The 26,889-nt window shown below is 46.7% G+C and carries 24 protein-coding genes and 1 pseudogene; 1 reads left to right on the forward strand and 24 read right to left on the reverse strand.

Features of this window, described 5'->3' with window-relative positions:
• Window positions 1-183: 183 nt before the first annotated feature.
• The 10 genes from VF724_RS18290 to VF724_RS18335 form a co-directional block, all read right to left on the reverse strand.
• Window positions 184-945: an SDR family NAD(P)-dependent oxidoreductase gene (locus tag VF724_RS18290; RefSeq protein WP_371755686.1), complete on the reverse strand. Its 762-nt coding sequence runs from the start codon at window positions 943-945 to the stop codon at window positions 184-186.
• 299 nt (window positions 946-1,244) lie between these two features.
• Complete coding sequence (locus VF724_RS18295; RefSeq protein WP_371755687.1) at window positions 1,245-2,219, reverse strand: aldo/keto reductase family protein; 975 nt, start codon at window positions 2,217-2,219, stop codon at window positions 1,245-1,247.
• Between the two features lie 63 nt (window positions 2,220-2,282).
• The gene (locus tag VF724_RS18300; RefSeq protein ID WP_371755688.1) at window positions 2,283-2,726 is read right to left on the reverse strand and encodes an NAD-dependent epimerase/dehydratase family protein; all 444 of its coding nucleotides are present in this window, start codon (window positions 2,724-2,726) and stop codon (window positions 2,283-2,285) included.
• A 36-nt stretch (window positions 2,727-2,762) separates the two neighbouring features.
• On the reverse strand, window positions 2,763-3,518 hold the full coding sequence (locus tag VF724_RS18305; RefSeq protein WP_371755689.1) for an HAD family hydrolase: 756 nt from the start codon (window positions 3,516-3,518) through the stop codon (window positions 2,763-2,765).
• Window positions 3,515-4,447, reverse strand: coding sequence for a carbohydrate kinase family protein (locus VF724_RS18310; protein WP_371755690.1), 933 nt, complete (start codon window positions 4,445-4,447; stop codon window positions 3,515-3,517). The genes VF724_RS18305 and VF724_RS18310 overlap by 4 nt, the downstream gene beginning before the upstream one ends.
• Window positions 4,448-5,440, reverse strand: a complete 993-nt coding sequence (locus VF724_RS18315) for an SIS domain-containing protein (protein WP_371755691.1) — start codon at window positions 5,438-5,440, stop codon at window positions 4,448-4,450.
• Between the two features lie 5 nt (window positions 5,441-5,445).
• Entirely contained in the window at window positions 5,446-6,297 is an 852-nt protein-coding gene (locus VF724_RS18320; protein ID WP_371755692.1) for a carbohydrate ABC transporter permease, read from the reverse strand.
• A gap of 5 nt (window positions 6,298-6,302) precedes the next feature.
• The gene (locus VF724_RS18325) at window positions 6,303-7,187 is read right to left on the reverse strand and encodes a carbohydrate ABC transporter permease (protein ID WP_371755693.1); all 885 of its coding nucleotides are present in this window, start codon (window positions 7,185-7,187) and stop codon (window positions 6,303-6,305) included.
• A gap of 68 nt (window positions 7,188-7,255) precedes the next feature.
• A complete protein-coding gene (locus VF724_RS18330) occupies window positions 7,256-8,566 on the reverse strand; it encodes an extracellular solute-binding protein (protein ID WP_371755694.1) in 1,311 nt (436 codons plus the stop codon).
• A gap of 10 nt (window positions 8,567-8,576) precedes the next feature.
• Window positions 8,577-9,650, reverse strand: coding sequence for an ROK family transcriptional regulator (locus VF724_RS18335; RefSeq protein WP_371755695.1), 1,074 nt, complete (start codon window positions 9,648-9,650; stop codon window positions 8,577-8,579).
• 141 nt (window positions 9,651-9,791) lie between these two features.
• Between VF724_RS18335 and VF724_RS18340 the strand changes: the two genes are divergently transcribed.
• The gene (locus VF724_RS18340; RefSeq protein WP_371755696.1) at window positions 9,792-10,055 is read left to right on the forward strand and encodes a hypothetical protein; all 264 of its coding nucleotides are present in this window, start codon (window positions 9,792-9,794) and stop codon (window positions 10,053-10,055) included.
• A 76-nt stretch (window positions 10,056-10,131) separates the two neighbouring features.
• On the opposite strand, the gene VF724_RS18345 is transcribed toward VF724_RS18340, so the two are convergent.
• The 14 genes and pseudogenes from VF724_RS18345 to VF724_RS18410 form a co-directional block, all read right to left on the reverse strand.
• Window positions 10,132-10,899 (reverse strand): DeoR/GlpR family DNA-binding transcription regulator, encoded by a 768-nt coding sequence (locus VF724_RS18345; RefSeq protein ID WP_371755697.1) that lies wholly within the window; start codon window positions 10,897-10,899, stop codon window positions 10,132-10,134.
• A 23-nt stretch (window positions 10,900-10,922) separates the two neighbouring features.
• A complete protein-coding gene (gene rhaB / locus VF724_RS18350) occupies window positions 10,923-12,410 on the reverse strand; it encodes a rhamnulokinase (RefSeq protein WP_371755708.1) in 1,488 nt (495 codons plus the stop codon).
• Window positions 12,404-13,624 (reverse strand): L-rhamnose isomerase, encoded by a 1,221-nt coding sequence (gene rhaI, locus VF724_RS18355; RefSeq protein WP_371755698.1) that lies wholly within the window; start codon window positions 13,622-13,624, stop codon window positions 12,404-12,406. The genes rhaB and rhaI overlap by 7 nt, the downstream gene beginning before the upstream one ends.
• A gap of 25 nt (window positions 13,625-13,649) precedes the next feature.
• Window positions 13,650-15,719 carry a bifunctional aldolase/short-chain dehydrogenase gene (locus VF724_RS18360; RefSeq protein WP_371755699.1) on the reverse strand — a complete coding sequence of 690 codons (2,070 nt, stop codon included), beginning with the start codon at window positions 15,717-15,719 and terminating at the stop codon, window positions 13,650-13,652.
• A 90-nt stretch (window positions 15,720-15,809) separates the two neighbouring features.
• Entirely contained in the window at window positions 15,810-16,154 is a 345-nt protein-coding gene (locus tag VF724_RS18365) for a hypothetical protein (protein WP_371755700.1), read from the reverse strand.
• Window positions 16,155-16,275: 121 nt separating this feature from the next.
• Window positions 16,276-17,373: a rhamnose ABC transporter substrate-binding protein gene (gene rhaS / locus VF724_RS18370; protein WP_371755701.1), complete on the reverse strand. Its 1,098-nt coding sequence runs from the start codon at window positions 17,371-17,373 to the stop codon at window positions 16,276-16,278.
• 56 nt (window positions 17,374-17,429) lie between these two features.
• Entirely contained in the window at window positions 17,430-18,404 is a 975-nt protein-coding gene (locus tag VF724_RS18375; protein ID WP_371755702.1) for an ABC transporter permease, read from the reverse strand.
• Window positions 18,405-18,406: 2 nt separating this feature from the next.
• A complete protein-coding gene (locus VF724_RS18380; RefSeq protein ID WP_371755703.1) occupies window positions 18,407-19,381 on the reverse strand; it encodes an ABC transporter permease in 975 nt (324 codons plus the stop codon).
• Between the two features lie 21 nt (window positions 19,382-19,402).
• Window positions 19,403-20,920, reverse strand: coding sequence for a sugar ABC transporter ATP-binding protein (locus VF724_RS18385; protein ID WP_371755704.1), 1,518 nt, complete (start codon window positions 20,918-20,920; stop codon window positions 19,403-19,405).
• Between the two features lie 193 nt (window positions 20,921-21,113).
• Window positions 21,114-21,890 carry a helix-turn-helix transcriptional regulator gene (locus VF724_RS18390; protein ID WP_371755709.1) on the reverse strand — a complete coding sequence of 259 codons (777 nt, stop codon included), beginning with the start codon at window positions 21,888-21,890 and terminating at the stop codon, window positions 21,114-21,116.
• A gap of 522 nt (window positions 21,891-22,412) precedes the next feature.
• Window positions 22,413-22,730 (reverse strand): annotated as a pseudogene (locus tag VF724_RS18395) (response regulator); the annotation flags it as partial.
• A gap of 20 nt (window positions 22,731-22,750) precedes the next feature.
• On the reverse strand, window positions 22,751-24,559 hold the full coding sequence (locus VF724_RS18400; RefSeq protein WP_371755705.1) for a cache domain-containing sensor histidine kinase: 1,809 nt from the start codon (window positions 24,557-24,559) through the stop codon (window positions 22,751-22,753).
• Window positions 24,549-25,586, reverse strand: a complete 1,038-nt coding sequence (locus VF724_RS18405) for an autoinducer 2 ABC transporter substrate-binding protein (protein WP_371755706.1) — start codon at window positions 25,584-25,586, stop codon at window positions 24,549-24,551. Before VF724_RS18405 ends, VF724_RS18400 begins: the two co-directional genes overlap by 11 nt.
• Before the next feature lie 178 nt (window positions 25,587-25,764).
• Entirely contained in the window at window positions 25,765-26,076 is a 312-nt protein-coding gene (locus VF724_RS18410) for an L-rhamnose mutarotase (protein WP_371755707.1), read from the reverse strand.
• Between the last annotated feature and the right edge of the window lie 813 nt (window positions 26,077-26,889).

Below are 26,889 nucleotides of genomic sequence, written 5' to 3' on the forward strand. Positions count from 1 at the left end.
TAATGGGATATGTTCTTGGCTGAACGGTTCCCAGTATAACAAGAGGCGCTTTTTGTTTTCAAAGGGCAAATTACTTCATTACAGGAATGGCTCCTTTTTAACTTTGAAAAAATTGAATACTATCCAACTCTTTTTTCAATTCGTGCCGGATTCTCTCACCCCCTTACCGGTTATATTGAATTTCTAGAGCTTTGCCAATATTCCGCCATCGACCGCCAGGCTGGCTCCAGTAATAAAGGAAGCGTCGTCAGATGCCAAGAATGCAGCCGCCTTGGCCACCTCTTCCGGCCTCCCCATCCTGCCAATCGGATGCATACGTTCAAGCGTTTCTCTCAGTTTTTTCGGATCCGAAGAAGCCGCTATTTCCCTTTGCACCATCGGCGTATCGATTGCTCCGGGCATAATGCAGTTCACCCTCACTTGGTATGGTGCCGCTTCAAGAGCCAAGGCGCGATTGAAGGCGACAACCCCGCCTTTTGAAGCCGCATATGCGGAAATTTCCTCATACGTACATAAGGCGTGTGGAGATGCGGTTATCAATATGACGCCGGACCTCTGCTGCATGAAATGTTTTAATGCATACTTGGAACAAAGAAAAACGCCTTTTAAATTGACATTCATCACTTTGTCCCATTCATGCACTTCTATATCCATTATGTACTTTTGCAGTTCAATCGCCGCGTTGGCATACATGATATCAAGTCCGCCAAAATGATCCAGGGCCAGCTTGACCGCGTCCTTGACAGATTGTTCATCAGAAACATCCATATAAGTACTAATCGCTTCTCCTTGCTGCTCGGCAATCATTCCAACGGTTTCCCTGCCGCCGGCTTCATCGATGTCGCCGACGACGACTTTCATCCCTCTTGAAGCAAATTCAATTGCTGAAGCTCTGCCTATGCCGTTCCCGGCTCCAGTAACGATAGCAACCCTGGCTTTTGACATGTTCTTCAATCCCTTTCCTGTTTTATGTTCCTTATTAGGGAACGTCGTTCCCCGATATAGATAAAATATCAGGCCCGAAATCCGAGCCTGCTTGAAATTACTCTGGCATATTGGGGGTGGCCGAAACAATTTTATCCATGCCTAATAGATTCAAGATATTAAAAATATTTTTTATATCTAAATAATTATTTTAATAATACTGTGTTTTCAAAAATTTATCAATACTGTTTTTTAATTTTTTGAAATTTAAAAACAGAAATTTGCCGCTCCTTTCGGAGCGGAACCTCATATGCTGGCGTTTACCAGATGGGCACAAAATCGTTGATTTCCTCTAAAATACCGTCAATTTGCCGCAAAATCTCATCCGTTAACCTTACCTCGACAGCCTTTGCATTTTCCTCGATTTGCGCGGGACGGCTTGCACCGATGATGGCCGAGCTGACGCCGGGCTGACGGAGCACCCAGGCCAAAGCCAGCTGAGAGAGTGAAATTCCCATGTCTATAGCGAGATCTTCAAGCTGCTGAACCCTGTTTAATACGTCATCCCTGAGATAGCTTTTGATCCATTGATTCGTCTCGTCGTTCGCTGCGCGAGTGCCGGACGGCACGGGATGGCCCGGCTTGTACTTGCCGGTCAGAATCCCCTGCGCTAGTGGAGAAAACACAACTTGTCCCAAACCTTCTCGCTCGCTGATCGGAAGTACTTCTTTTTCGATATAACGAACGAGCATATTGTAAATCGGCTGATTCGATATTATCGGATGAAGATTCATCTGTCTGCCGAGCCGAACCGCATCGACAATCTGTGCGGCGCTCCATTCACTTATGCCCGCATAAAGAACTTTACCCTGCGTGACAAGGTCATCCAAAGCTCGAAGCGTTTCTTCCAAGGGGACGGAGGTGTCATATCGGTGGCATTGATATAAATCGATATAATCTGTGCCCAGCCGCTTTAAGCTCGCTTCGCATTGTTCCATAATGTGCTTGCGGGATAGTCCTCTATCATTCGGGCCGTCTCCCATTGGAAAATAAACTTTGGTAGCAAGCACATAACTGTCTCTTGGATAGGATTTCAAAGCTTCGCCGACGACGGCTTCCGCTGCCCCGCGATTGTAAGCATTGGCCGTGTCGAAAAAATTGATTCCAAGGTCATAAGCTTTATAAACGCATTCTTTCGCAGTCTCTCTTTCCACTGCTGTACCATAAGTCAACCAACTGCCCAAACCGATTTCGCTGATCCTCAATCCGCTGTTGCCCAGACGACGATAATTCATCTCTTTACCTCCAATGTATTTGGTTTTATTTGATATGAATGATATGATGTTCCATCAGCCAAGCTACCGATTCGCAAACCGCTTCAATGGAACGGCTTCAATCGCTGCTTTCTGGATGCCGTATTGCCCGAACGGCCTGCGCGGTTCCGCTTCCGTAGCGGGAACATGCACACTATATCCGTGCACCCAGATCGTTCCGCAGCTGAGAAAATGCTGTACTTGTCCTTCCAAGGATTCGACAAGCTTCCGCGCGCTTTCCAATTTAAAACAAATCATGTCGATGACAACGTCCGGTTTCAATTTGCTGATCCTCTTGCCGAATTCGTTGTTCTTTTCCTCGGAATTCCGATCCGCGATGATTGATTGGACCTCATCCCAGGTCCGGTCGTTCAGATAAGGCCGGCTGCTGCCTCTTGCAACATTGATCACTTCGTGCCCCGCCCTGACAAGTTCAGGAACCAGGTACGTGCCGACGTGGCCGCTTCCGCCGATGATTACCGTACGCATGATGAATCATCCTCCTTCGAAACGAAGAATTCCATTTCAAGAACCAACAGCAATATCCGTGATGGCACGAATTAAATAATCCGCATCTTGAGCCAATAATTGCTCGCTTCCATCGTAAGTAACCAATCCTACCGCTATACTCCCTGCAGCCTTGGCCATCTTCATATCCACTATGGAGTCGCCGACCACCATGAATTCGAAAGGGGATATATCCAACAGTCCGCAAGCCTTTATGACCATTTCCGGATTCGGCTTCCCATTGGCCACTTGTTCAGGTGTAATGATAAATTGCAGCATTTCTTTTATGCCAAGCATCTTCATTAAGCTTTCCGTTCTTTGATACGCGTCCGAAGTAAGGATCCCGGCCGGCACCTGATTCTCGTAAAGGCGATGGAAGATTTCCGGAACGCCGGCATGCGTCTGAAAAGCTTCCTCCAGTTTGAGCATTTTATCCGCCTGGCTGAAGATTTCCTTTGCCTGTTTTTTGCATTCATGCCAAGGAAGCTTTCTCCATTTATAGATCAGTCCCGCCGTCAACAGTATTTCTTCATCCATTGTGGCGATTGCCAGAACCCCATTGTGATCAACCGTGTCCGGCTGGACAAAGCCCATTGTGCTTTCCCAATCTGCCTCTGCAACTGAACCGGCGGTTTCCAGGAAATTGCGCTTCCGAATCCGGTCAATATAGGACCAGAACTTCACGGAATCGAACAAAGTACCGTCTTTATCGAATCCGATGCCTTTAATCTTTATTTTCTCTTGTCCAATTCGCACGTCGGCGGCCTTTATCATGCTTCCATCCCGCTCCCAGCCTTTAATTTAACATTGATTTCGTCGACAGTCGGAAATCTTTCCTCTTTTCGGGAAACAACGATGCTTGCCAATGCATTTCCGAACGCCAGCGCCTCCCTATGATCAGCCCCTTGCAATAAAGAATAGGCAAATCCGGCATTGAAGCTGTCTCCTGCCCCTGTCGTATCGAAGGCCTTGGTGGGAAATCCGGTATGATGAATTTTACTGTTCAGCGAATACAACGCGGCTCCGTTTTCGCCCTGCTTCACGACAATGTTGCGCGCTCCATGGGTTAAGAGAATTTCCGCAGCTTTATCTATTTCACTTTCCCCTGTAAGATGAAGCAGCTCTTCGTTGTTCGGCATGAAATAGTCAATGTTAGGAAGCAGATCAATAATTTCCCTGCGTGTTTCCGGCTGCCAGCCGTTGATATCCGAGTTGGCGTCAAACATAGTGATTTGTCCAAGTTCCTTGGATTTTTTCAAACAATCCAATGCATCCTCCGATGTGAAATTGGGCAGCAGAAAATATCCGTAATAGAAACTTAACTTCGCCTGTTCGAAATGTTTTACGCGCTTTACGGTTTCCTTGGTAAAATCGTATAAATCACCGCTGTAGGTGACAAAATATCGGGAACCCGTTTGATTTACGATACCCACGGAAAGAGCCGTAGACCGATCCGTGAACATAATTCCATCTTCAATCAACGGTTTCATGTCGTCATAAATTTGTTTGCCGTATTGATCTTTTCCCAATGTAGCAATGACTCTCGGCTTCACCCCAAGCCTGGATAACGGATAAACCATGTTTGCTATGCCGCCGGGCCGGAACATCAGGTGATCGACAAGATGCTCTTGTCCAAAATCCGGCCGGTCTTTGACTTGAGCCAATATCAACTCAGCATTCAGATTGCCGATCAGATTTATCATTTATTCCTTCACCGTAACCTTTGAGATCAATTCCGCTTCTCCGGCCACCAAACCTTTTTGTTCAGACAATCCCATAGCGGCGATTTGGGTAACGAGAGAATAGGAAATGACACTTGCATATTCATCGACGGATGGTATTTGGATTGACAGGATATTTGGATGATTTAATGGTTCATCGGATACGTACACGACTTTCCCGCCCAATTCCGCCATTTCGGTTACATATCGACGATTTATATCATGCGTTTTGCCGTACGGGTTAAAAAATATCGCTTGGACACCTTCTTTAATCAATTCAAACGGTCCATGTCTAAACTGCGGTGCGGACATCGGTTCTGTAAACATTCTTGCCGTTTCTTTTAATGTCAAAGCGCCTTGACGAGCCGTATATATACTGGGTCCTCTTCCCAACAATATTAACGGTTGGCGCGGATTAAGGAACTCGCAAATTTGCTTTTTGTATTCGTCCGATTGATTAAGCTGTTCCTCAAGAATGTCGGCAGCTTTGAGTATTTTGCTTGCAAATTCTTCGCCTGCCGTCCGTCCTCCCAATAGAAGCATTAAAGCCACGGTCGTCGTAAATGATTTGGATGAAGCAATCGCCTTTTCCGCACCGGCATGAGTATGGTATACGTTCGCCGCCTTCGTCGCCAGAGTGCTGCCTGGCGTGTTTGTAACAGTTGCAAAGCTCCCCAGAGAATTTGCCAATTCCTTTGCCTCAAAGCTCTCTCCGCTCTGGGAAACGATCAATAAATCGGATTTGGTTATGATATCCCTGTTATAATATAACAACTCCGAATTATCTATAGAATGCGCATGAATACCCTTGCTCGTCAAATATGAGGTCGCAAATTCGGAAGCAATCAACGAACTTCCCATCCCTGTAAATAATAATGGTTTTTCCGATTTCGGAAAATAAAGCTCTTTGTTTTGATTTACAGTCTCTCGAATCGCTTCAGGTTGTTGTCTTACTTCAGTCCAAAATTGACTCATTTCTCCTACCCCTTCTCTGAACCTTCAGTCAGTCCATTGATGATATATTTTTGGAAGAAAAGCGCAAGAATGATCGGCGGCAGCGAAGCCAAAAAGCCGCCCGTAATCTGCATGCCGAAATCAATCATGCCTCTCTTCGAAAATTCCGAGATTGCTACTGTAATGGTTTTTGCATCATAGGTGGATGTGAATATCGTTGCGAACATAAATTCATCCCATGAGATGAGGAATACGAAGATGGCTGCCGCAATAATGCCCGGCAACGACAAAGGAATGGCAAACCGGAATAAAACACCCAGATGGGATACACCATCCATTAATGCCGATTCTTCGAGTGAGCGAGGGATCGACCGGAAATATCCTTGCAACATCCAAATGACAAACGGCAAATTAAACGTTGTATAAATCATGACGAGGGTGGAACGTTCGTTGATCATTCCCATTCTGGCCAGCATTACATACAGAGGGATCAACAAAACGATTTCCGGAACCATACGAAATCCCAATATGGAAACCAATAATTTCTGTTGACCGCGAAAGCGAAATCTTGCGTAGGCATAAGCGGCAAACATACCGATAAATAAAGACAGGAGAGTTGTCGACAAAGAAATGATCAGGCTGTTTTCCAATGCTTTAAGAAACGGCGGCAAGCTTCCGTCGGATGCCTTTCCCAAAAATACATTAATATAATTTTTATGCGTCCATTGATCCGGCATGAAATGAAGCGTTTTTGAATTCAAATCGTTGTCCGAAGAAAATGTGGCAACAACGAGCAGCACAATCGGTGCCAGCGTGAAAACTAGGACAGCGAGAACTCCAAGGTAAACAAATACGGTTTGCAATTTATTTCTGTTCATAGGATCTACTCCACATCTTTATAAAGGATTTTGATGTAGATTAACGCGAAAACGGCAATGAATATCGACATGACAAAGGCGATGGCCGCGCCGCTGCTAAAGTTCCCCAACATCATGGACGACTGATAGGTGTAGAAGGATAAGGTTTGTGTTCCGCCTGCAGGACCACCGCTCGTCATTATATAAATAATGTCGAACACTTTAAATGCCTCCATTGTCCTCACAACCAATGCAACCATAATTGCCGGACGGAGCATCGGCAGAGTTATCGCAAACAATCTGCGGAAAGCATCTGCTCCATCCACCTTTGCCGCTTCATATACATGACCGGGTATGGACTGCAATGCCGCAAGCAAAATAAGAGCAATAAATGGAGTGTTCTTCCAGACATCTGCTGCAATGACGGCATTCATCGCTGAAAAAGAATGGCCCAATAAATTCACGTATCCATCTGTAAATCCAAGCTTTGCCAACAATCCGGTGACCGTTCCATAGTTCGCGTCATACAGCCATTTCCATAACACGGCATTTACGATCGTCGGAAAAGCCCATGGAATCAACATGATTCCGCGCACCAACCCTCTTCCTTTAAACTTTTCATTCAGTATCAAGGCAATGGCCAAACCAATAATAAATTCCAGTCCCACAGAAACAACAGTAAAATAAATCGTCTTTCCCAAAGCGGACCAAAAATAATCGCTGGTCAGGACAGTCCAATAATTGTCCAGTCCAACAAAATGCCACAGGTTGGGGTGATCCAGCTTTCGGATATTTTTGCTCAAATCGATAAAGCTGATAAATAAGGCAAAAAGCAGAGGAAGCAAAATAACACTTAAAATCACAAAATAACTCGGCAATAAATACAAATAGGGTCTGATCTTCTTTTGCATGTTGTCTACCCCCGAAAACATCCAAATGATATAGAGCTTTCAAATGAAAGCTCTATATCCTTTTCAATTTATTTATTTTGTTCTAATTTCTTTAATACATCGGCCGATTCGTTCAGTGCGCTCTTCGCGTCTGCCTGACCTGTCAACACTTGTTGAATCCGAATTTGCAAATCTTTGGAGAATTCATTGTAATTATCGATTTGCGGGCGTGACATTGCGTGTTCCAATTGTGCTCCCATCTCTTTAAATGCTCCGTGATTCTTGTTCAACTCTTGATCATCGTATAGATCTTTCCAAATTGGAAGCGCACCGGCATCCAAAGATTGCTCTTTCTGGATTTTCTTGCTTGCCAAAAATTCGATAAATTTCCAGGCTGCATCCGGTTGTTTCGATTGTGGAGTAATTCCAAGAAACATGGATCCCGTTACCGTGTTCGGCTCCGCTCCATCGGCCACAGGAACCAACCCGACCTTCGCTTGGCCTTTCACTTTGGAATCATCGGCATTGATCTCGCCCCAGTAGAAGGACCAACCTGATACGAACGCTGTTTTGCCGTTTTTGAAAGCGTCCAGAATTTGCCGGTCATTCATGCTGATCGAGGCTTTATCCACAATGCCTTGTTTGATCGCATCGGACATATATTGAAGAGCTTGTATACCTTTTTCATTATTAAGTACAGGCGCACCATTGTTATCCAGGTACTTTCCTCCAAATGAACCTAAAAATTGAGTATAGTAACATACCAAACCTTCATTTGCACTCCAACCCCATGCGCTGGCAGGGCCTTGAGTGATCTTTTCTTGCTGAAGTTTGTTGGACATTTCCGTGAATTCAGTCCAGGTTTTGGGCGGATGATCGTATCCGGCTTTTTTCAGCATATCTTCGTTGTAATAGAAGAAAAGCGCATCGTTGAACATCGGAATTCCATAATAACCCCCATTGTAGGTTACAATGTTTAAGCTTGCCGGCAGAATTCCCTTCTTCATTTCATCAGTATAACGATCGGTTACCGGAATAATGAAGCCAGCCTTCGCATATTCAGTGGTCCAAATTTCATCGACATCGACGACATCGTATGCCGCATTATCCGAAGCGTTGAACGAAGCAAGTTCTTTGTCGTGCAACTGGTCATAAGCCACATGCTCCAGATTGACATGAATATTCGGATTCTCTTGCTCAAACTCTTTGATCGCTTTTTCTCTGAATCCGGCAAAATCATCACTGGATAACACTTTAATCGTAACTTGTTTGTTTGCATCATTTGAATTGGATGGTTTGTCGGATGTTTTGCCAACGCTGCCATCATTGGAAGAAGAACATCCCGCAAACATTGACGCCGCTAACGCAACAGAAAGCAATAAACCGCCAATTTTTTTCATTTTCATCCCCCTAAAGTAGCGATTCTTCTTGTACGTGTTCAAAAGCATGTGCGATCGCGCCAAGCGCTCCCGCCTTTTGGCCCAGGGAGGCCATTTCAATCTTTGACTGAATTGGATTGATTCCAGCAACATTGACGCTTAATTTTTCTATAAATTGTTCCGAAACAACATCACCACCTATGATGATTTTTTGTGGATTCAGTAAACTTATAATGTTCGAAACCACAACTGTAAACGCTTCAGCCAGCAATATATCGATTTTTTCCTGTTGTTCAAAAAGGCGGGATACTTTTCTTTCAAATACGCCAAAATTTCCAAACTGGTTAAATTGATTTTGATCAACATCTTCCTGATGAAGATAATATCCGACTTCTCCAGCGGAATGCTGAAAACCATGAATCAATTGTCCATTTGAAATAATTGCGCTTCCAACCCCATGATCCGTTATGGATATATAAACCATTTCGGAAGTATTTTTCCCTGCGCCAAGCCAGTTTTCTCCAAGGGCGGCGCCGTTAACATCGTTGTGTATCAGAATGGGAAAATCAAATTTTTGGGATATAAAAGTTCTAAGGTCAAAATTCTTCCATGAAATTGATGGAGCATCGATCACGATTCCATTTTTTGAATCGACAATCGATGGAACCAAAACGCCCATAGCGATGAATTTCTTCGGTTCAATATTTGAGGCATTTATAAAGTCTTCCAACCGGTCCAACAGTTCATCTTCAAGATTTGAAACACTGTAATCCCTTTCAAAAATAATATTTCCATCCAAATCTGTGATGATGTTTACAATTTTCTTACCCCTTATATCGACTCCAATGCCATAAGCCGATGTGGGATTAAATCTGAGCTGCACGCTTCTTCTTCCGCCTTCGCGGGTTGAACTTCCCAAGCCCTGCTCTACCACAAATTTCTTTTGAAGCAAATCGTCCACTATGGAAGAAACGGTGGAACGACTCAAACCCAACTTTTTCGCAATGGTTGCCCGACTAATGGGTTGTTCATTGCGAATGATGTCAAGTACCAAAGACCGATTGATTTTTTTAATCAAATCGATGCGACCTAATTTTTTCACCATCAATTTCCCCTATTTAAAGTTTGTTCTGAGTACAAACAAACTAACTTATGCAAGAATAATATATGAAGTCTTTGTAAATGTCAACGTGTTAATCGGCTGAATGCATGATATTGAGACGTTTATTCACCAACAGGCAACAAATTGGTCAATGCCGCCGTTGTTGGATTTTATCGACGGCTTGAAGGTTCGGATATCAGAAAGGAACAAATTAAAGAAGCTATAGCGATTGTACAAAAGAGCGATTGTACAAAAGGCTCTGCCATTGCATCCGTCATTTTTGGATTTATGATTCTCGGATTTTTGGCACTTGAAAACGCTTTGCTTTATAAGGGTTTTCTGTTCTGCTTCCAACTCAATGACACGTTATACAAAAGTCCCCTGCATTCAAGTGCAGAGGGACTTTAATTTTCATCCGCCGAGGCCGTGATATTTCCGTCCGGACCCATCTTGAGCATAGATGACACATCAAATTAAAGAATACTCACTCCTTATCCAACTGTATGACGTCCACGCCTTTATCGCGCAGCTGTTCCACATACTCTTTTTTCGTATTCTGATCCGTAATCAGATGAGTGATTTTATTTAAACCTTCAACCTGTGTCAGTGATTGGATGCCAAACTTGCTGAAATCGGCCAGTACGTATACTTCATCGGCGATACTGATCATTTTTCGCTTGACCAGCGCCTGCAGCTCATTCGATTCGCTGATCCCTCTTTGCATATGAATTCCCTTGCAGGAAAGAAACGCCTTTTCCACATGGTACAAATCCAAGGAACGTTCCGCCAACGGCCCTACGTAGGAAAGTGAACGCGGCGAGAGCTGCCCTCCGGTGGAGATGACCTGCACTTTTTCCTTCATGCTCAGCTCCATGGCAACCTTGATCGAATTGGTCAGTACGATCAGCGGAATGTCCGGCAAGCTTTTGGCCATGTACCAAGCTGTTGAACTGGCATCAAGAAGAATCCGGTCATTCTCCTGAATGTGGCGGACGGCCTCCTGTGCGATCATCCGCTTGAGTTCGGCATTGGTCGTCTCTCTTTCAGGAAAAGGGATCTCCAGCTGCGCTTCCTTGACGCTGACCGCCCCGCCGTGGCTTCGCACCAGCTTGCCTTCGCTTTCCAGCTTGTCCAAATCGCGGCGAATGGTTTCTTCCGTTACGTTGCACAGTTCGCTAAGCTCAGTAACTCGAATACTCCCTCTGTCATTAACCAATTGAACGATTTTTTGCCATCTTTCAGCTACCAGCATGCTCTACCCTCTTTTCTCAAGCGCTATAGTGTGATAATCCGTTGAAACGCTTCATAAGCCTTCAGCCAAATCTCCGTGTCCACAGGCCTATAGATTCTGGCAGGAAACGATGTTCGAATAATTCGCCTTGCCTGCTTTAAATCGGCAATATGCCCCAATGAAATATATTGTACAACAAGATTGCCAAGTGCACTAGCTTCTACGGGTCCGGCCAAAACTTCACGCCGAACCGCATTTGCCGTAAATTGGCAAAGCAGCTGATTTTGAATGCCTCCGCCTACCATATAAAGATTCTTGAAGGAATGGGCCGAAAGCTGTTCAATCTGCTCGAGGATCGTGCGGTATTTGAGCGCCAAGCTTTCAAAAATAATACGCGCGATCTCGCCTTCGGTTTGCGGCACATATTGACCGGTATCCCTGCAAAATTGCCGGATTTGATCGGGCATATGATCCGGATTCAGGAATGATGGATGATCCGGATCGATAAAGCTTTGGAACGGATCAGCTTCTTTGGCCAGCTCCACCAGCTTTTCAAAGCTCAAGTCCTTCCCTTCTTTATCCCAGGTGCGCTTGCACTCTTGAATCAGCCAAAGTCCCATGATGTTCTTCAGCAGACGATTGGTACCGTAAACACCGCCTTCATTGGTGAAATTCCAGGCGAGCGCTTGATCATTCAGCACCGGCGAGGAAAGCTCGGTTCCCATCAAGGACCATGTACCGCTGATTAAATAAGCGAATTTTTCTTCCGTTGCCGGGACCGCCGCCACTGCGGACGCCGTATCATGCTCGCCGACCGCAATGATCGGAATCGAATCGATGCCCAATTCCTGCGAAACATCTTTGGATAAACTCCCGGCTTTGGAGCCAGCGGCAACCGGCGGAAGCAGAAGATTCACAGAAAGATCCAACCGCTCCATCAATTCGGTATCCCAGCTCCCGGTTGTCGGGTTCCACAGTTGTGTCGTCGTAGCGTTCGTATATTCTGTTATCATTTCACCTGTCAAAAAATATCGCAGAAGATCGGGAATCATCAGCAGCGCTGCCGCCTTTTCCAAAAGAGGCGAGCTTCTTTTCTTCAACGCGTACAATTGATAGATCGTATTGAACGGCAGAAACTGCAAGCCCGTCCTGGCAAAAATCTCGTTTTTTCCGACTCGTCCCGCAACCTCTTCCATAATTCCATCGGTTTGATGATCACGGTAATGATACGGATTCCCTAATAGCTCCCCGCTCCGGCTAAGCAGTCCGAAATCGACCGCCCAAGAATCGATGCCCATGCTCTCAAGCTCAATTTCAAGATGTTTGGATTTCAAAATCCCCTGCTTGATTTCATGCAGCAGTCTGAGGATATCCCAATGCAGATAATTGCCGGCCTTCACCGGATCATTGGAGAATCGGTGGATTTCTTCAACAGTCAGTCTCTCCTGCTGCTTATCCAATCTGCCGACAATCGCCCTTCCGCTGCCGGCGCCCAGGTCGAACGCCAGCGCGGCCGCCTGCCCGCTCACCAGCTTGCACCGCCTATGCCTCTGGAGAGAATTGATTTGGGATAGCCGCTGTTCAAATAAGCTTTCATCGGATCCGCCGGCACGCCCATCTCCTCACGCACAGCATGCAAGAGCGGAGTCACGTCGAATTCGAACGCCTGCCGGACGGCATTCTCCGCCTCCAATACATCATTGCGCTGTTGGGCTTCCGCCACTTCAGAGTGATTGACAAGCAGCGCTTTTGCATACTGGGTTTGAACGTTCATCACGGAACGGATCATAGCCGGAATTTTGGCCTCGATATTATGCGACTGGTCAATCATATAGGCAATTTGATTCACCGTTTGCCCAATACTTAAATCAGAATCGTTGGCCGCGCTTAAAATTTGGTAGAAGATCAGAAACAGCTCATAAGGATTCATTGAACCAACGATCAAGTCATCGTCTGCGTACTTGCGGCTGTTAAAATGGAACCCGCCCAGTTTATGCTCATCGATCAAGTAGGCGACGATGTGCTCGACATTCGTGCCTTGAGCGTGATGACCGGTATCGACCAATACCTGCGCCTGCGGTCCAAGCTTGACCGCATAGTTATAGGCCATGCCCCAGTCCGCTAAATCGGTATGATAAAACGCCGGCTCGAAAAATTTATATTCAATCAGCATCCGCATTTGAGGCATCATTGCTTTATACATCTCGGCGAGCGCTTCAAGCATCCAAGCTTTTCTCTGCCGGATATCCCCTTGACCGGGATAGTTCGTTCCGTCGGCAAACCACAGGCTTAAATCACGCGAGCCCGTCTCCTTCGCAATGTCCACGCACTCCAGCAAATGGTCGGTCGCTTTGCGGCGGATCAATGGATCGGCGTTGGTCACGCTGCCCAGCATATACTCCTGCTCTTGAAAGAGGTTCGGATTGACGGCGCCGATCGCAAGGCCCAGATTTTCCGCATGGCTCTTGAGCTTTCCATAGTCCTCGACCTTATCCCAAGGGATATGAATCGCTACAGACGGACATATACCGGTCAACCTATGAACCTGTGCGGCATCATCAAATTTCTCGAACGGATTTCTCGGCACGCCTTGTTTTTTGAACACCTTGAACCGAGTTCCGGAATCCCCGTACCCCCACGAAGGGGTTTCGATTTTGAAGGCTTTCAGCTTGGCTTTGACCTGGTCAAGGTCAATCCCTCTGGCCCTTTGTTGTTCTTCAAATATTACATAAGCGCGATCTGACAAGATGATCATCCTTTCCAATGAATTCTTATCGCGTAAACGCGGCCGGCACTCCGCCGTCGATGGTCAGCATGCAGCCGGTGGTTTTTTCCGATTTGGAGGAGGCAAAGAAGGCGATTCCTTCAGCAATATCCTTCGGAAAAATATTGACGGAGAGCGTTGTCCGTTTGCGGTAATACTCTTCCAATTGGTCCGGTTCTATGCCGTATGCCGCTGCACGTTCATTGCGCCAGCCGGAATTCCAGATCGCCGAGCCTTGAAGAATCGCATCCGGCAGGATCGTATTGACGCGAATCCCAAATTCCCCGCCCTCTGCTGCAATGCAGCGCGCCAGATGCGCCTCAAGCGCCTTTGCCGCACTGTAGGCGCTGGCGTTTTTGCCCGCGTATACGGAGTTTTTGGAAGCGACAAATACCATATTTCCGCCAACCCCTTGCGCTTTCATTTGTTTGAACGCTTCGCGCGCCACCAGGAAGTACCCGGTTCCGAGCACGTTCATGTTCAAATTCCATTCCTTTAAAGAGGTCTCATCGAATGGACTCGAGGTCGCCAATCCCGCGTTGTTGACGAGAATATCCGTACCGCCGAAGGATAGTGCCGTGGCTGCGAGCGCCGAGATGACTTCTTCCTCTTTGGTTACATCCATTTTTACCGCAATCGCGCGGTTTTCACCGTGCTTCTCGTTTATGTCTACAGCAACCATTTGGGCGCCTTCCAGGTTCAAATCAGCCAATACAACATGCGCTCCTTCGGATACAAGGCGGCGTGCGGTTTCGCTGCCGATTCCGCCCGCTCCGCCGGTAATGAACGCAACCTTGCGGGAGAATTCAGTCTCTGCGGGGGCCAGTGTCAGCTTGTAAAGCTCAAGCGGCCAATATTCCACGTTATAGGATTCATTCTCGCTCAGGGAAACGAATCGTCCGAGTGCGGTCGCGCCTCTCATTACGGCAATCGCACGGTGGTACAATGCTCCGCTGACCTTGGACATCGCCCAGCTTTTTCCAGTGTTGATCATGCCCACACCGGGAATCAGGATGACGCGCGGCGCAGCCTCAAACATGACATCCCCATCGTTCTTATTGCGTTCAAAGTAAGCTTTATATTGCTCTTTATATGCTGCGATGCTTTCTTTCAAAATCGCTTTTAAACCCTCAATATCGTTTGCGTTCGGCGTCCAGTCCACAAACAGCGGCACGACCTTGGTATGCACCAAATGATCCGGGCAAGCCGCCCCGACTTGAGACAGCTGCGGAGAATCCTGGCCCCCGACAAATTGCAGAACATCGTCCGCATCGTCAAAGGTCAGGATCATTCGCTTCCGGTCGCTGACGGCGCCGCGAATCACCGGCATCACTTGCGCTGCGAGATTTTTGCGCGCCGCTTCCGGGAGCGCCTGATGCTTCACACCGCCAAACAGCTCAGATTCGTTCACCCGCGCCTCGATGTAGGTTTCCGCTTCATTAATGATCTTGATGGTTTGCGCATAGCATTCCTCTGAGGTTTCTCCCCAGGTCACGAGACCGTGTTTTTCCATCAGCACCAATTCCGCCTTCGGATTTGCGAATACGCCTTGCGCGATCATTTTGGATAAGGTAAATCCGGGACGAACATAGGGGACCCATACGAAACGGTCGCCGAAAATCTCCTTCGCCAATTCCTTGCCGTTATCCGCGCAGCAAAGGCTAATGATCGCGTCCGGATGCGTATGGTCCACATGCTTAAACGGCAGAAAAGCATGCAGCAATGTTTCTATTGAAGCGCGAGGATGCTTCGCGTCGATCATGCAATGAGACAAATAACCGACCATTTCCTCATCCGTCATTTCATCCCTTTCCATTAACGGACGTATATCTTCCATGCGGAGCCCCGTAAAATTATGTGCTTTCATTGTGGCTAAATCGGAGCCGCTTCCTTTTACAAACATAACTTCAACATCGCGCCCCCTGAAGTCCTTTACAACGGTTTTGCTCGATGTATTGCCGCCTCCCCAGTTGCATACCCGGCGATCAGCTCCGATAATATTAGAACGGTAAACAAGTTCATCCAATCCCCCTGATAACTTTGAAGCTTCCTTGTTATCCCATAAACTTTGAACCATGGTTTTACCTCCGATATATGTTTGTTTATGACTGAATTTTATTATATTATATTTGTTTATTTTTGAATATATCTTTTTTTGGCGCAACTTCTAAGTCCGCTGCCATTTAAACTGGAATGAAGTCTGCTGCAGTTCTTGCGCCAGCTTGGTCAGATCGTTGATCGAATCTTTCAATTCCATCATCGCAGCCAATTTTTCTTCGGTATATAGGCAACCAGGGCGTAATTTTGGGCAGAAACACGCAGAAACAGGGTACTGAATTTCTTTGGTTTTGATCAAAGCCGCTGCCAGTCTGTTTACTAAGTCAGAATAAGAACGCCGCATATCCTTCAAGATGATGGACGATGCGCCGCATAATAAGCCCCAAAGCACAGATAAAATCAAAAAAACCGCAATCAACTTCTGTTCAATGCCAATTTTTCGAATGGCCGACATATTATCACCCGCATTTCTTAGTAAAATGCCTCCAAGTCCTATGAACCGATTGGAGGCATTTTACTGCATGAAAGCTAATTATTATTGCAATGAAATTGAAATCACTGAAACAAAATCAGGATTAATAAACCTTCTTCCATTCCCCGATGTTCTTCGCGTCAAATTTAAACGGATCCCCAAGCATCACTTGCGTTCCTTCTCCGTCCTGAACAACTTCCTTGTCACCCAAACGTCCTGCATTAAACTTATCGCCGACTTTTCCGGTGATCGAGCCCTTGACCAGATTGTCTGCGGCGTATCCCGCAAGATAACCTACGTCAATCGGATTCCACAAGTACATCCATTGGCATACACCGCTCTCGATATACTCCGCCATTTCGCTGGGAAGTCCCAGACCGGTAAGCTGCACTTTGCCTTTCAGGCCCTTATCGGTCAGCACCTTGCCCGCTGCCGCAATACCAACTGTCGTCGGAGCAATAATCCCCTTCAGATTCGGGAAAGATTTAAGCAATCCTTCCGTCTCGGATACGCTCTTATCCCGAAGATCGTCCCCGTATGCCACTTTAACCAGCTTCATATCTTTATATTTGGGATCTTGAAGCTCTTTTTTCATCCATTCGATCCACGTATTTTGGTTCGTCGCTTGCGAAGTTGCGCTCAGTACGGCGATGTCGCCTTTTCCGCCGATCATGTCATAGATCGCCTGGATTTCGACACGGCCGATTCTTTCAGGGTCCGCCTGATTGATATGAACCATGCGGCTTTTGGCATTTACTGCAGAGTCAAGCGAAAGCACCTTGATTCCCCGATCCATCGCTTTGGTCAAAGCGGGCTGCAAAGCATCCGGATCGTTGGCCGCAATCGCAATGGCATCCACCTTTTGAGCGATGAGCTCTTCGATAATTTGGATTTGCGCTTCAGCGGTCGGCTGGTCCGGCGCTTTCATGATCACTTCGCCGCCCAGTTCTTCGATGGCGTTCTTATAGCCCTCCATCATTTTTTCCCCATAGGGATTACCGGTGTTTTTAAACACAATCGCGAATTTCTTTTTAGCGCCGCTTCCGTTATCCGCCGGTTTTGCGGTTTCGCTCGGCTGCTTGCCGGGTTCCGCGCTCGTGTTTCCCCCTTGGCTTGCGTTGTCTTTCGTCGCACTGCCGCATCCTGCCAGCAACGACAAAGACATCACCATAACTAATACAGCTGACAACAACTTTTTCACTGATATTTCCTCCCTTTATAATGTTTCTATATAAAACAGTCATGGACTGCCTTATATCATGACTTTCTTCGCTTTAAATTGGCAATTAAGACAGAAACGATCAACAGCGCTCCGATGATGATCAGCTGCGTCTGCGCGGCAACGTTGATTAATCCCAGACCGTACCGAAGCAAGCCGACGAGGAAAACAGCGATGATTGCGCCGATCATTTTACCCTTCCCCCCGGCGGTGCTGATCCCGCCAAGAACGACCATCGCGATCACTTCCAATTCGTACATATTTGCGACGTTCGGCCTTGTGCTGCCCATTTTGGATGTGAGAAAAACAGCTGTTACGGCTGACATCAGGCCTGTCAATGTAAAAACGATCAGCTTGACCCTGTTGACTTGAACGCCGGAGAACATGCTCGCCGTGGGATTGCTTCCAATTGCATAAACAGTTCGGCCGAAAGTGGTTTTGTGAAGCACTATCCCGAAGAGGATTGCGAGCATAACAAACGCAATCAGAATAAATGGAACCCCTCCGATATAACCCCATCCGAAAAATTTGAACCAAGCGGGAAAATTGCCGGATGCCTGATCCTCCAGAATGATATAAGCAATTCCCCGGTATAAGATCATGGTGATCAACGTTACGATGACCGCTGACAATTCCTTGAATTTGACAATCAGCAGGCCGTTGATCAATCCGGCAAGGGTGCCGACCGCCAGGCTGATGAGAATCGCCAACACCATCGGAACCCCGCTGTTGTACAAAACAGCCATCACAACCGATGAGAGGGCTACAATCGATGCCACTGAAATATCGATATCGGCGAGAATCATCACAAAAACCATCGGCAGAACGATAAACGCTTTATCGAGGAAGCCCATTGTGGCATCCCGCAAATTATCGTAATCCAAATAGTAGGGAGAAAGATTCGCATTCATCACGTTGACGAGGATAAACAGCAATACCAGCATCCATTCCCATTGAAAAAATACAGTTTTCAGCTTGAAGTCCCTTTTGTCCAAAATGACTCTCTGCAGCACGTCTAGATCCTCCTCCCCAACAAATGATTTCGTTCGACACTTCTCTTCACAAGTGCGTTCACGAGAACTGCGATCAGAATGACCGTCCCTTGAATGGCCATTTGCCAAAATGGGGATATATTCAGAAGAGGAAGCGCATTGTTTAAAATACCCAGCAGCAGGGAACCCAGAATAATGCCCGAAATCTTGCCGCTGCCTCCGGCAATGCTCACTCCGCCGAGCACACAGGCAGCAATTACGCTCAATTCATAACCCATGGCGGTATCGCCTTGCGCCGATGCGAATTTTGCGACCCAAAGCACACCGGCCAGTCCCGACAATCCTCCCATAACGGTGTAAATTAACCATAAAATTCGATCGTTGTGAATTCCGCTGATTTTGGCGGATTCCGGATTGCTGCCGACCGCATAAATTTGTCTGCCTGTCCGGGTATGATTAATGAAGTAATAAGAGACGGCATAAATGATTAAAGCGACAAAAATCAGCGTATTGATTCCCAGTACGGATCCTGTTGCAATATTCTTAAAGCTTTCCGGCATCTGATGGGCGCTGATCCATTTCCCGCCGCTGATCGTAAAGGTCAAGCCCCGATAAACATTCATCATGCCAAGCGTGGCGATAATCGGAAGAATCCCCACCTTGGAAACCAATATCCCCAGAATCGATCCGCTGATTAAACCGATAAGCGTTCCAAGCAAAATCGCCAACAATGGATGCAGATCCGGAAATTTACTGACCGTAAGCGCCGTAATCATTCCCGATAATGCCAACGTCGAACCGACAGACAAGTCGATTCCCCTCGTCACAATGACAAGCATCATGCCGATCGCGAGAATGCTTAAAATCGCGGTATTCGTCAGCAGGTCGTCAATATTCTCCAAGGTAAGAAAATTCGGATTCCGCAATTGCACTAATATCGCCAGAAGAATGATGAATCCGAACAAACCCAGCTCTCTAAAATTCATCGCTTTCGACATTGATTTTTCCATCTCTCTTCCTTATACTGCTGATGTTTCCAACGCAGATTTATTTAGCATCGACGCTTCAAGAATCGCTTCCTGCGTCGCTTCCTTCCGGTCAAGGCATCCCGTCACTCTGCCTTCCCGCATCACAACGATGGTATCGCTCATTCCCATCACTTCGGGCATTTCCGAGGAAACCAGAATGATCCCATACCCCTGAGCGGCAAGCTCGCTGATAATCTCATAAATCGCCGACTTGGCCCCGACATCCACACCTTTGGTCGGCTCATCCAAAATGATGATCTTCAAATCGGAGGTCAGAAGTTTAGCCACAACGACTTTTTGCTGATTGCCTCCGGATAACGAGCTGACCAGATCAAAGACGCTGTTTGCTTTCACATTTACTTTTTCCGTCAATTGCTTTGCCGTCTGTCTTTCTTTGGCGCGGCTTATCCACCCCTTGCTGGCAAATTTCTTCAACGCGGATAATGTCACGTTGCTGACTATATCCCATTGCAGAATGAGCCCCTGCTTTTGCCGGTCCTCGGGCAAATAACCGATTCCAAGCTCGATGGCATCCAACGGCTTGCGGATATTCATCTCTTTTCCTTCCACATACACTTTGCCTTGATCGTATGGACTAATTCCGAAAATCGACTGGCAAACCTCGCTTCTTCCCGCTCCGACAAGACCTGTGAGCCCAAGAATCTCGCCCTTGTGAAGCGTAAAGGAAACATCCGCAAAGAATCCGGTTTTCCCCAGCCCTTCAAGCCGCAGCAATTCCCCGCCGATCTCATGCTTCCTGTCGGGAAACAATTGCGTCACTTCGCGTCCAACCATCGCCACAATCAGCTCTTCATTGGAAATATCATGGACTCCCCATGTGCCGATATATTTCCCATCCCTGAAAACCGTCACATTGCCGGCCAACCGATACATATCCTCGAAGCGATGCGAGATAAAAATAATCGATGCGCCGCGGTCCCTCAATTTTTCCGTTATTTTATACAGCTCCTCGCTCTCTCTCATCGTGAGCGCAGCCGTAGGTTCATCCATGATAATGATTTTTGCGTCGGCGGAGAGCGCTTTGGCGATTTCGACGATTTGCTGCTGGGCGACACTTAATGCTCCCATTTGCGTTTTCGGATCAAAATCGGCGCCCAATTCCTCCAATAATTTTCTCGCCTGGTTATGCATTTGTTTCCACAGAATTCTTCTTGTGCCTTTTTGCAGCTTTTCATGTCCCATGAAAATATTTTCAGTCACACTTAAGTCCGGATAACAGGTCACATGCTGATAGATTGCGGCAATCCCCATTTTTTTGGCGTGATTCGGATCCTTCAGATCGACCTTCACTCCGTCCAGATAGATTTCCCCTTCATCCTGGGCATGGACGCCGGTGATGATTTTAATAAATGTGGATTTGCCGGCGCCATTCTCTCCCATCAATGCATGGATTTCTCCCCGCTTCAATTTGAAATGAACATGATCCAGCGCTTTGACGCCTGGAAACGTTTTTGTAATCCCTTTCAATTCAAGCGCAAATTCAGCCATAAAGTTGAATCCTCCTTCCTCCAATACACTTCTGTTTTCTGCATCTTTTTCTTAAAATAAGATACTTGAATTGGCGCTGATTCAATAGGAGACAATGTTCAGTTCAGGGGGGAATTATTCTGTTCTTTACAAAAAAACAGCCCAATCTGAATTAGGCTGTTTAGACGGATATGTGTCCTGGAGCTGCAAGCGGCTATTGTTTGATATGCTGATCCCGGTACTGCGAAGGCGATTGCCCTGTCCACTGCTTAAACAGACGGCTGAAATACTTGGTATCGTGATAGCCGATTCTTGCGCTGATTTCATACATTTTCAGCTGCGGATCGCGGAGCAGTTCCTTGGCTTTCTCCATCCGCTTCCTTGTCACAAAATCAAGAATCGTTTCCCCGGTTTGAATTTTAAAATATTGGCAGAAATAAGTCGGATTCATGTAAACGGAATCGGCGATTTTCTTGATCGTAATCTCGCTGCCCAGGTTTTCCTCAATCCATGACTTAGCCTGCTCCACCGGCTTTGCGTTTTCTTTTTGTCGCGCTTGCTGAATGTGCCGGATGGCCATCCCGAGCAGATCCGTTACGTGCTCTCTCAACTGGCTCAGATTCGCCGCTCTGTTTACATTTTGCAGGGCCTCTTCAAGCGGAATCGCAAGCTCATCGCCATGGGAATTCTCCATCCAGACAGAATGGATCTGAATCATCATATACTGAACCGCACGCTGTATGGATGCCGGGGACTCCATTTTTCCCAGCTCGTCAAAGACCCGCTGGACTTCGATTTCAGCTTCATCCATATCTGCCTGCTCGATTGAACGCCTCAGATGCTGAACCAGCGGATAAACGCCAGAATCGGCCTTGCTGCCCGGCCTTGTTTCCGGATGCTCTTCCATGGTCGACCGGAACACCTGATTCCCGCCGAACAGCAGCCGGTAATTGATGAGCGACAGCGCTTGCTGTCTGGCGTTCGGAAGCATATACAGATCTTCAATCACATCCGCTTGGCCGATGGAAGCCGAAAAAGGCGTGAATTTCTGAATGGCGGAGCGAAGCTGCTTCGAAAAAACATCGGCTTCAGCTGCCAAACGCCCGCATTCCCCGTCCTCAGGGCTGTATAGCAGCGCCCAAAAATCGGAATCTCGCCCTCTCCACCACCAGCCTTGACGAATGCTCTGCGGCGGATGATCCGATACCATCTCGCCAATGATATTTTCCAGCGCAAACGTATACGCCTTCCAATCTTCAATCGTGAAGCTCCTCGCCTTAACTGGCAAGTCGTCCAGGGAAATGTTCAGCATGACGTACCTGCCGTCCGGAAATTCGTTGACCCAATAGCCGAAACGCGAAGGATCTTTGCCCGCTGCAGTAATATCGCTCAGCATTTGGGTTTGGCGCGCTTGCTTTAATTGCACCCCCTGCCGCTCCAGTTCAGTCCATTTTTGCAAATGCATCCTGTTCGTGATGATGTTATTCCGAATTTCCGCCATTCGCGTCCGGAACTGCTCGCGGTTGACCGGCTTCAAAATGTAATCGACCGCTCCTTCCCTAAGAGCGGACTGAAGGTATTCGAAATCGTCATAGCCGCTGATCAACAGAGGAAAAAACGAATACTGCTTCTTGGCCTCTTTAATGAACGTCAGCCCGTCCATTTCAGGCATTCTGACGTCGGTGATGATCAGATCGACCGCCCCTTGCATCCCGTGCAGAAAATCAAGGGCCGATGGTCCGTCCGCGAACGTCCCGATGACTTCATAGCCGTCTCCGCATGACACCACCAGACGTTCAATGCCCCTACGGATCATCGCTTCATCATCCACAATAAGAACCCTTACAGCCTTCAAAGCTGTTCACCTCCATACACCGGTATGCGAATAATAACTTCCGTGCCTTTTCCGTAAAGACTGTCCAATTGAACCCCGAAGTCCGCTCCGAACATCAAGGCGATTCTCGCATGAACATTTCTCAAACCGAGTCCGGAGTCCCCCGCAACAAATGCCTCCGAGCGCATTAAATCGTTCAGCTCCGCCAACTTGTCCGCCGGAATTCCGGGCCCGTCATCGCGAATTCGAAAAACAATTTCCTGCTTTCCGGAACCCGCCCCGAACTCCTGATTGATGCTGATCTGAATGTGGACTCCCTTGCGAAGCTCCAAGCCGTGCTTAATCGCGTTTTCCACAATCGGCTGCAGAATGAACTTCGGCGTATACAGAAGATGAATATCGATTTTAGGATCGATCATAAAGTTGACCCTGTCCTCAAACCGGATTTTTTGGATCGTCAAATAATCCCGAACGTGTTGAACCTCTTCATCAATCGTTACCAATTTGGATTTATTGCTCAGTGAAAAGCGCAGCATCCGGCCAAGCAGCGTCACCATTTCCACCACCAGACCCGTTTCCCCTTCTTCCACAGCCATCCCGATTGTTTCCAGCGTATTGTACATGAAATGGGGATTGATTTGCGATTGCAGAGCATATAGTTCAGCTTCTTTTTGCTTGATCTCGATATAATAATTTTTCTCGATCAGCTCCCTCGTGGTCGCCACCATCGAGTTGAAGCTGCGGGCAAGCATTCCCACCTCGTCCCTGCTGCGTATCTTCAGATCGACCTGAAAGTTGCCCATCTCCACATATTTCATCAACCCGCTGAGCTTCTTGATCGGGCGCGTTACTTTTAAAGCGAAGAAGATGGAAATAATCGAAGTGATCGTGATAAATATCAAGAACATCAAAATCGTGATGTTCCTGACCAGATCCGTACGTTCCGTCAAGTATTTCAATGGAATGCTGTGAACCAGCACCCATTGGTATTGGGAAAATTCCTTCACGCTGACCAGTCTTGATTCGTCGGTTGCATTCGACCTGAAGCTCCCGTTCAGAATCGGGTATTGATTGATTTCCTGATCGATGCTGCCTATCTTATTGTTATCGGTATGATAGAGGATCTTTCCCGTTTTGTTCATGATCCAAAGCGCTGCCTTATCTTCCTTCTCAAAATTGCGCAGGATTTCATCAATAAACTTAAGCCGAACCGCAATAAACATCGTCCCCATGTTTTTGCGGTTGTCAAAATCCTGAATCTGCTTCATGATCATGATGTAGGGAACGTTTCCGTCAAATTTCAAATGAACCTCATTCGGCAGAATGATTTTTGTTTTCCCTTGCCAATCAAGATCGTTCCCGCTCGGGACCGGCAGGGTATCCAAGCCAAAGCCTGAAAAGTTAAGCCTTGTGCTGTGAAAAAAACGATTTTTCGATATCAAAAAAACGCCAAGCACATTGGGATTGCTGCCATTAAGATAAGTACTTGCCATATAGCTGTTGACGACAAACTGGTCTTTAAGCAGATCGGACTGATTCTGGTAATGGTCCCGCCGCAAAATAGCAATAATGTCATTGGAGTTGTATAACAATTCCGGAAGGTTGACGATTTCATTCATTTGCTTCTCAATATTCGCCCCGGCCTGTTCCAAAAATCTGGGCATGTACTCACCAAGCTGCTCCTGAATGGACTTCGTATATTGCCAATATGAAATATACCCCATCAAAGACATGGGAATGACCGTAAGAATAATGTAAGTGACGATCAGCTTGGAACTCAGACGGTAATTGCGAAACCTCAATCTCTTCAGCATTTTAAAAATCATATTGGTCCACGTTTTCCTTCGTAAAATCTAAAGGCTCGCCCATAATGACGATATCCCCGTTGACTCTGATATTCCCGACATTGTCGATTTCCTGACCGTCATGCGGCGGTATGCCGTCGAGCAAATTTTCAGCCAACACGACCGTTAAATATCCTAATTTTTTAGGGCTCCAAAGCGTTACGATCTGCGCGGATCCCTCGTGCAGGTAAGACCGCATCACATTCGGAGAGGACAATCCGACGACTTTAACCTTTCCGGCTTTTCCTGTATCTTTTACAGCTTTGGCGGCAGCAGGCGGACCTACGGACGAGTTGCCGATAATCCCCGCCAGATGCGGATGAGCTTTTAACAGCTGCTTTGCAACTTCATAGGCTTTTTGTGAATCATCATCGGTAGGCGCGATTTCGGCCAGTTTCATCAGCGGGTAATACTGCTGCTGCTGAATTTTGATCCACTTTATCCATTCGTTTAAATTGGACGCGGACGGCGCCCCGGTCATGATCGCAAATTCGCCTTTTTCATCAGTATTCCATGCCAAGGTGTCCATCATATGCCGTCCCAGCATTTCCGGCTCCACCATATTGATGAAAAATTCCCGTCCGCCAGCAAGCGTATCCGAATCCCAGGTGATGACTCTAATACCTTGTTGCTTTGCGGTTATTAAGATCGGGAGCAGCTTTTGCGGATCGTTAGCGGATACGGCAATGACATCCACTCGCTTATCGATAAGATCCTGGATAACCTTGACTTGTTGGTCGGAATCCGCAGTCTGCGGACCCTCATAAAGCACATTGACCCCCAATTCTTTTGCAGCTTCCCGCGCACCGTCCTCTACGGCATTAAAGTAGGGGATTCCCTTCAGCTTCGGGACGATGCCGATCGTATAATTGTGCTTATTGTTTTGCTTTTTAGATGCGTTATCTTTCTCCATAGAATAGATCACTTGGTATTTATCTCGTTGAAAAGGATTTTGGCAACCGCTTGCAACGATCAGGATCAGAAAAATAACCGCCGCTTTTCGAAGCATGATATTCCACCTTTAAAAGAAACCTCATATAGAGACGTTCAAAACCAATATCAGTATAGCATAACGCCCCATGAATAGAATGTGGATAATCCTTATGCTTCTGCATAGATTATCCACATCCAACAGGGTTTGTCTTCAATTTAGATTCATATGCAGTTGAAGCTGCGGATCTACAATCCTAGGCGTGATAAAACACCTCGGGAATTCGTTTCATCAGGTTTCCGTCTTCCCACGGAATCATGATCGGTTTCATGAACTCCTGCCATTTTTGGTTGACTTCTTCGTTTGCAAGAATTTCCATCGTTTGCTCAAAGTCGCCTGCCACTTGCATGTAGGCAAACAGATAACGTTCATGCATAAAAATACTGTAGGAATGAATGCCGAGCCGGTCAAAAATATTCAACAGCTCAGGATATACAGCCTGGTGTCTGATGCGGTACTCCTCCTCGAATCCTTCACGAACTTTCATCACAAAACCATAGTGAGCCATCCTTTTTTCCACCCCCGGTTCCTTATTCAAATGCTTCCATCATGGGACGCATCAGGATTTGCAAAATGCGCGTATTTGGATCCTGCTTTACCATTAATCGGATTCCTTCGGCGACATCATCCGGATTCATGGCGTTTTTTCCCCATTCGATCCATTTTTGCTTTTCCGCTTCGTCGGTCGTAATATCCTGCCATAAAGGCGTGTTGATGCTGCCTCTGTCAAATTATAATCGCATAAATAATAGAAGCCTTGGGGCAAGCTAACAATCAAAAGCATTTTTTTGTTTTAACCCGTTTTTCTTTATTAATATTTTTTTATCATTATTTTATTTTTGATTATATGTTATAACCCAAATATGTTCAAGCAAAAAAATATAAACAAAAACAATTAAACTCTGCGAATATAGCTGCATAAATCGAAATAAGGCCATTATTGCACCAACACTCGCAAATTAAAACCCAATTATAAGGCCCCGTTCCAATATCTTAAAAACCTGTTATTCAATTTTTCCATGGATTCGCATAATCCCTTTATTTTGCTGCTTTGCGGCCTGCCGTATTTACGGGATCGGCTCACCTTAAACCTGAATCGTCCACTCGCCCAGCGGCTCCTTCTAATCCACCAGATGGAGCCGCTGAACAAGGACGGAAAGCCGAGCAGATCGACGCCGACATCATCCGCATCGCGGCGGAAGAGAACGGGATGTGATGACGCGATGAACCGCCGTCTTCACATTCTAAATTGCTGGCCGCGCTTGCCTCGCCAATTTCCGGCCTCCAAACAGGTCGGACTTGGCATTGAGAAGGGGCAAGT

It is taken from the genome of Ferviditalea candida (assembly GCF_035282765.1).
Taxonomy (GTDB): domain Bacteria; phylum Bacillota; class Bacilli; order Paenibacillales; family KCTC-25726; genus Ferviditalea; species Ferviditalea candida.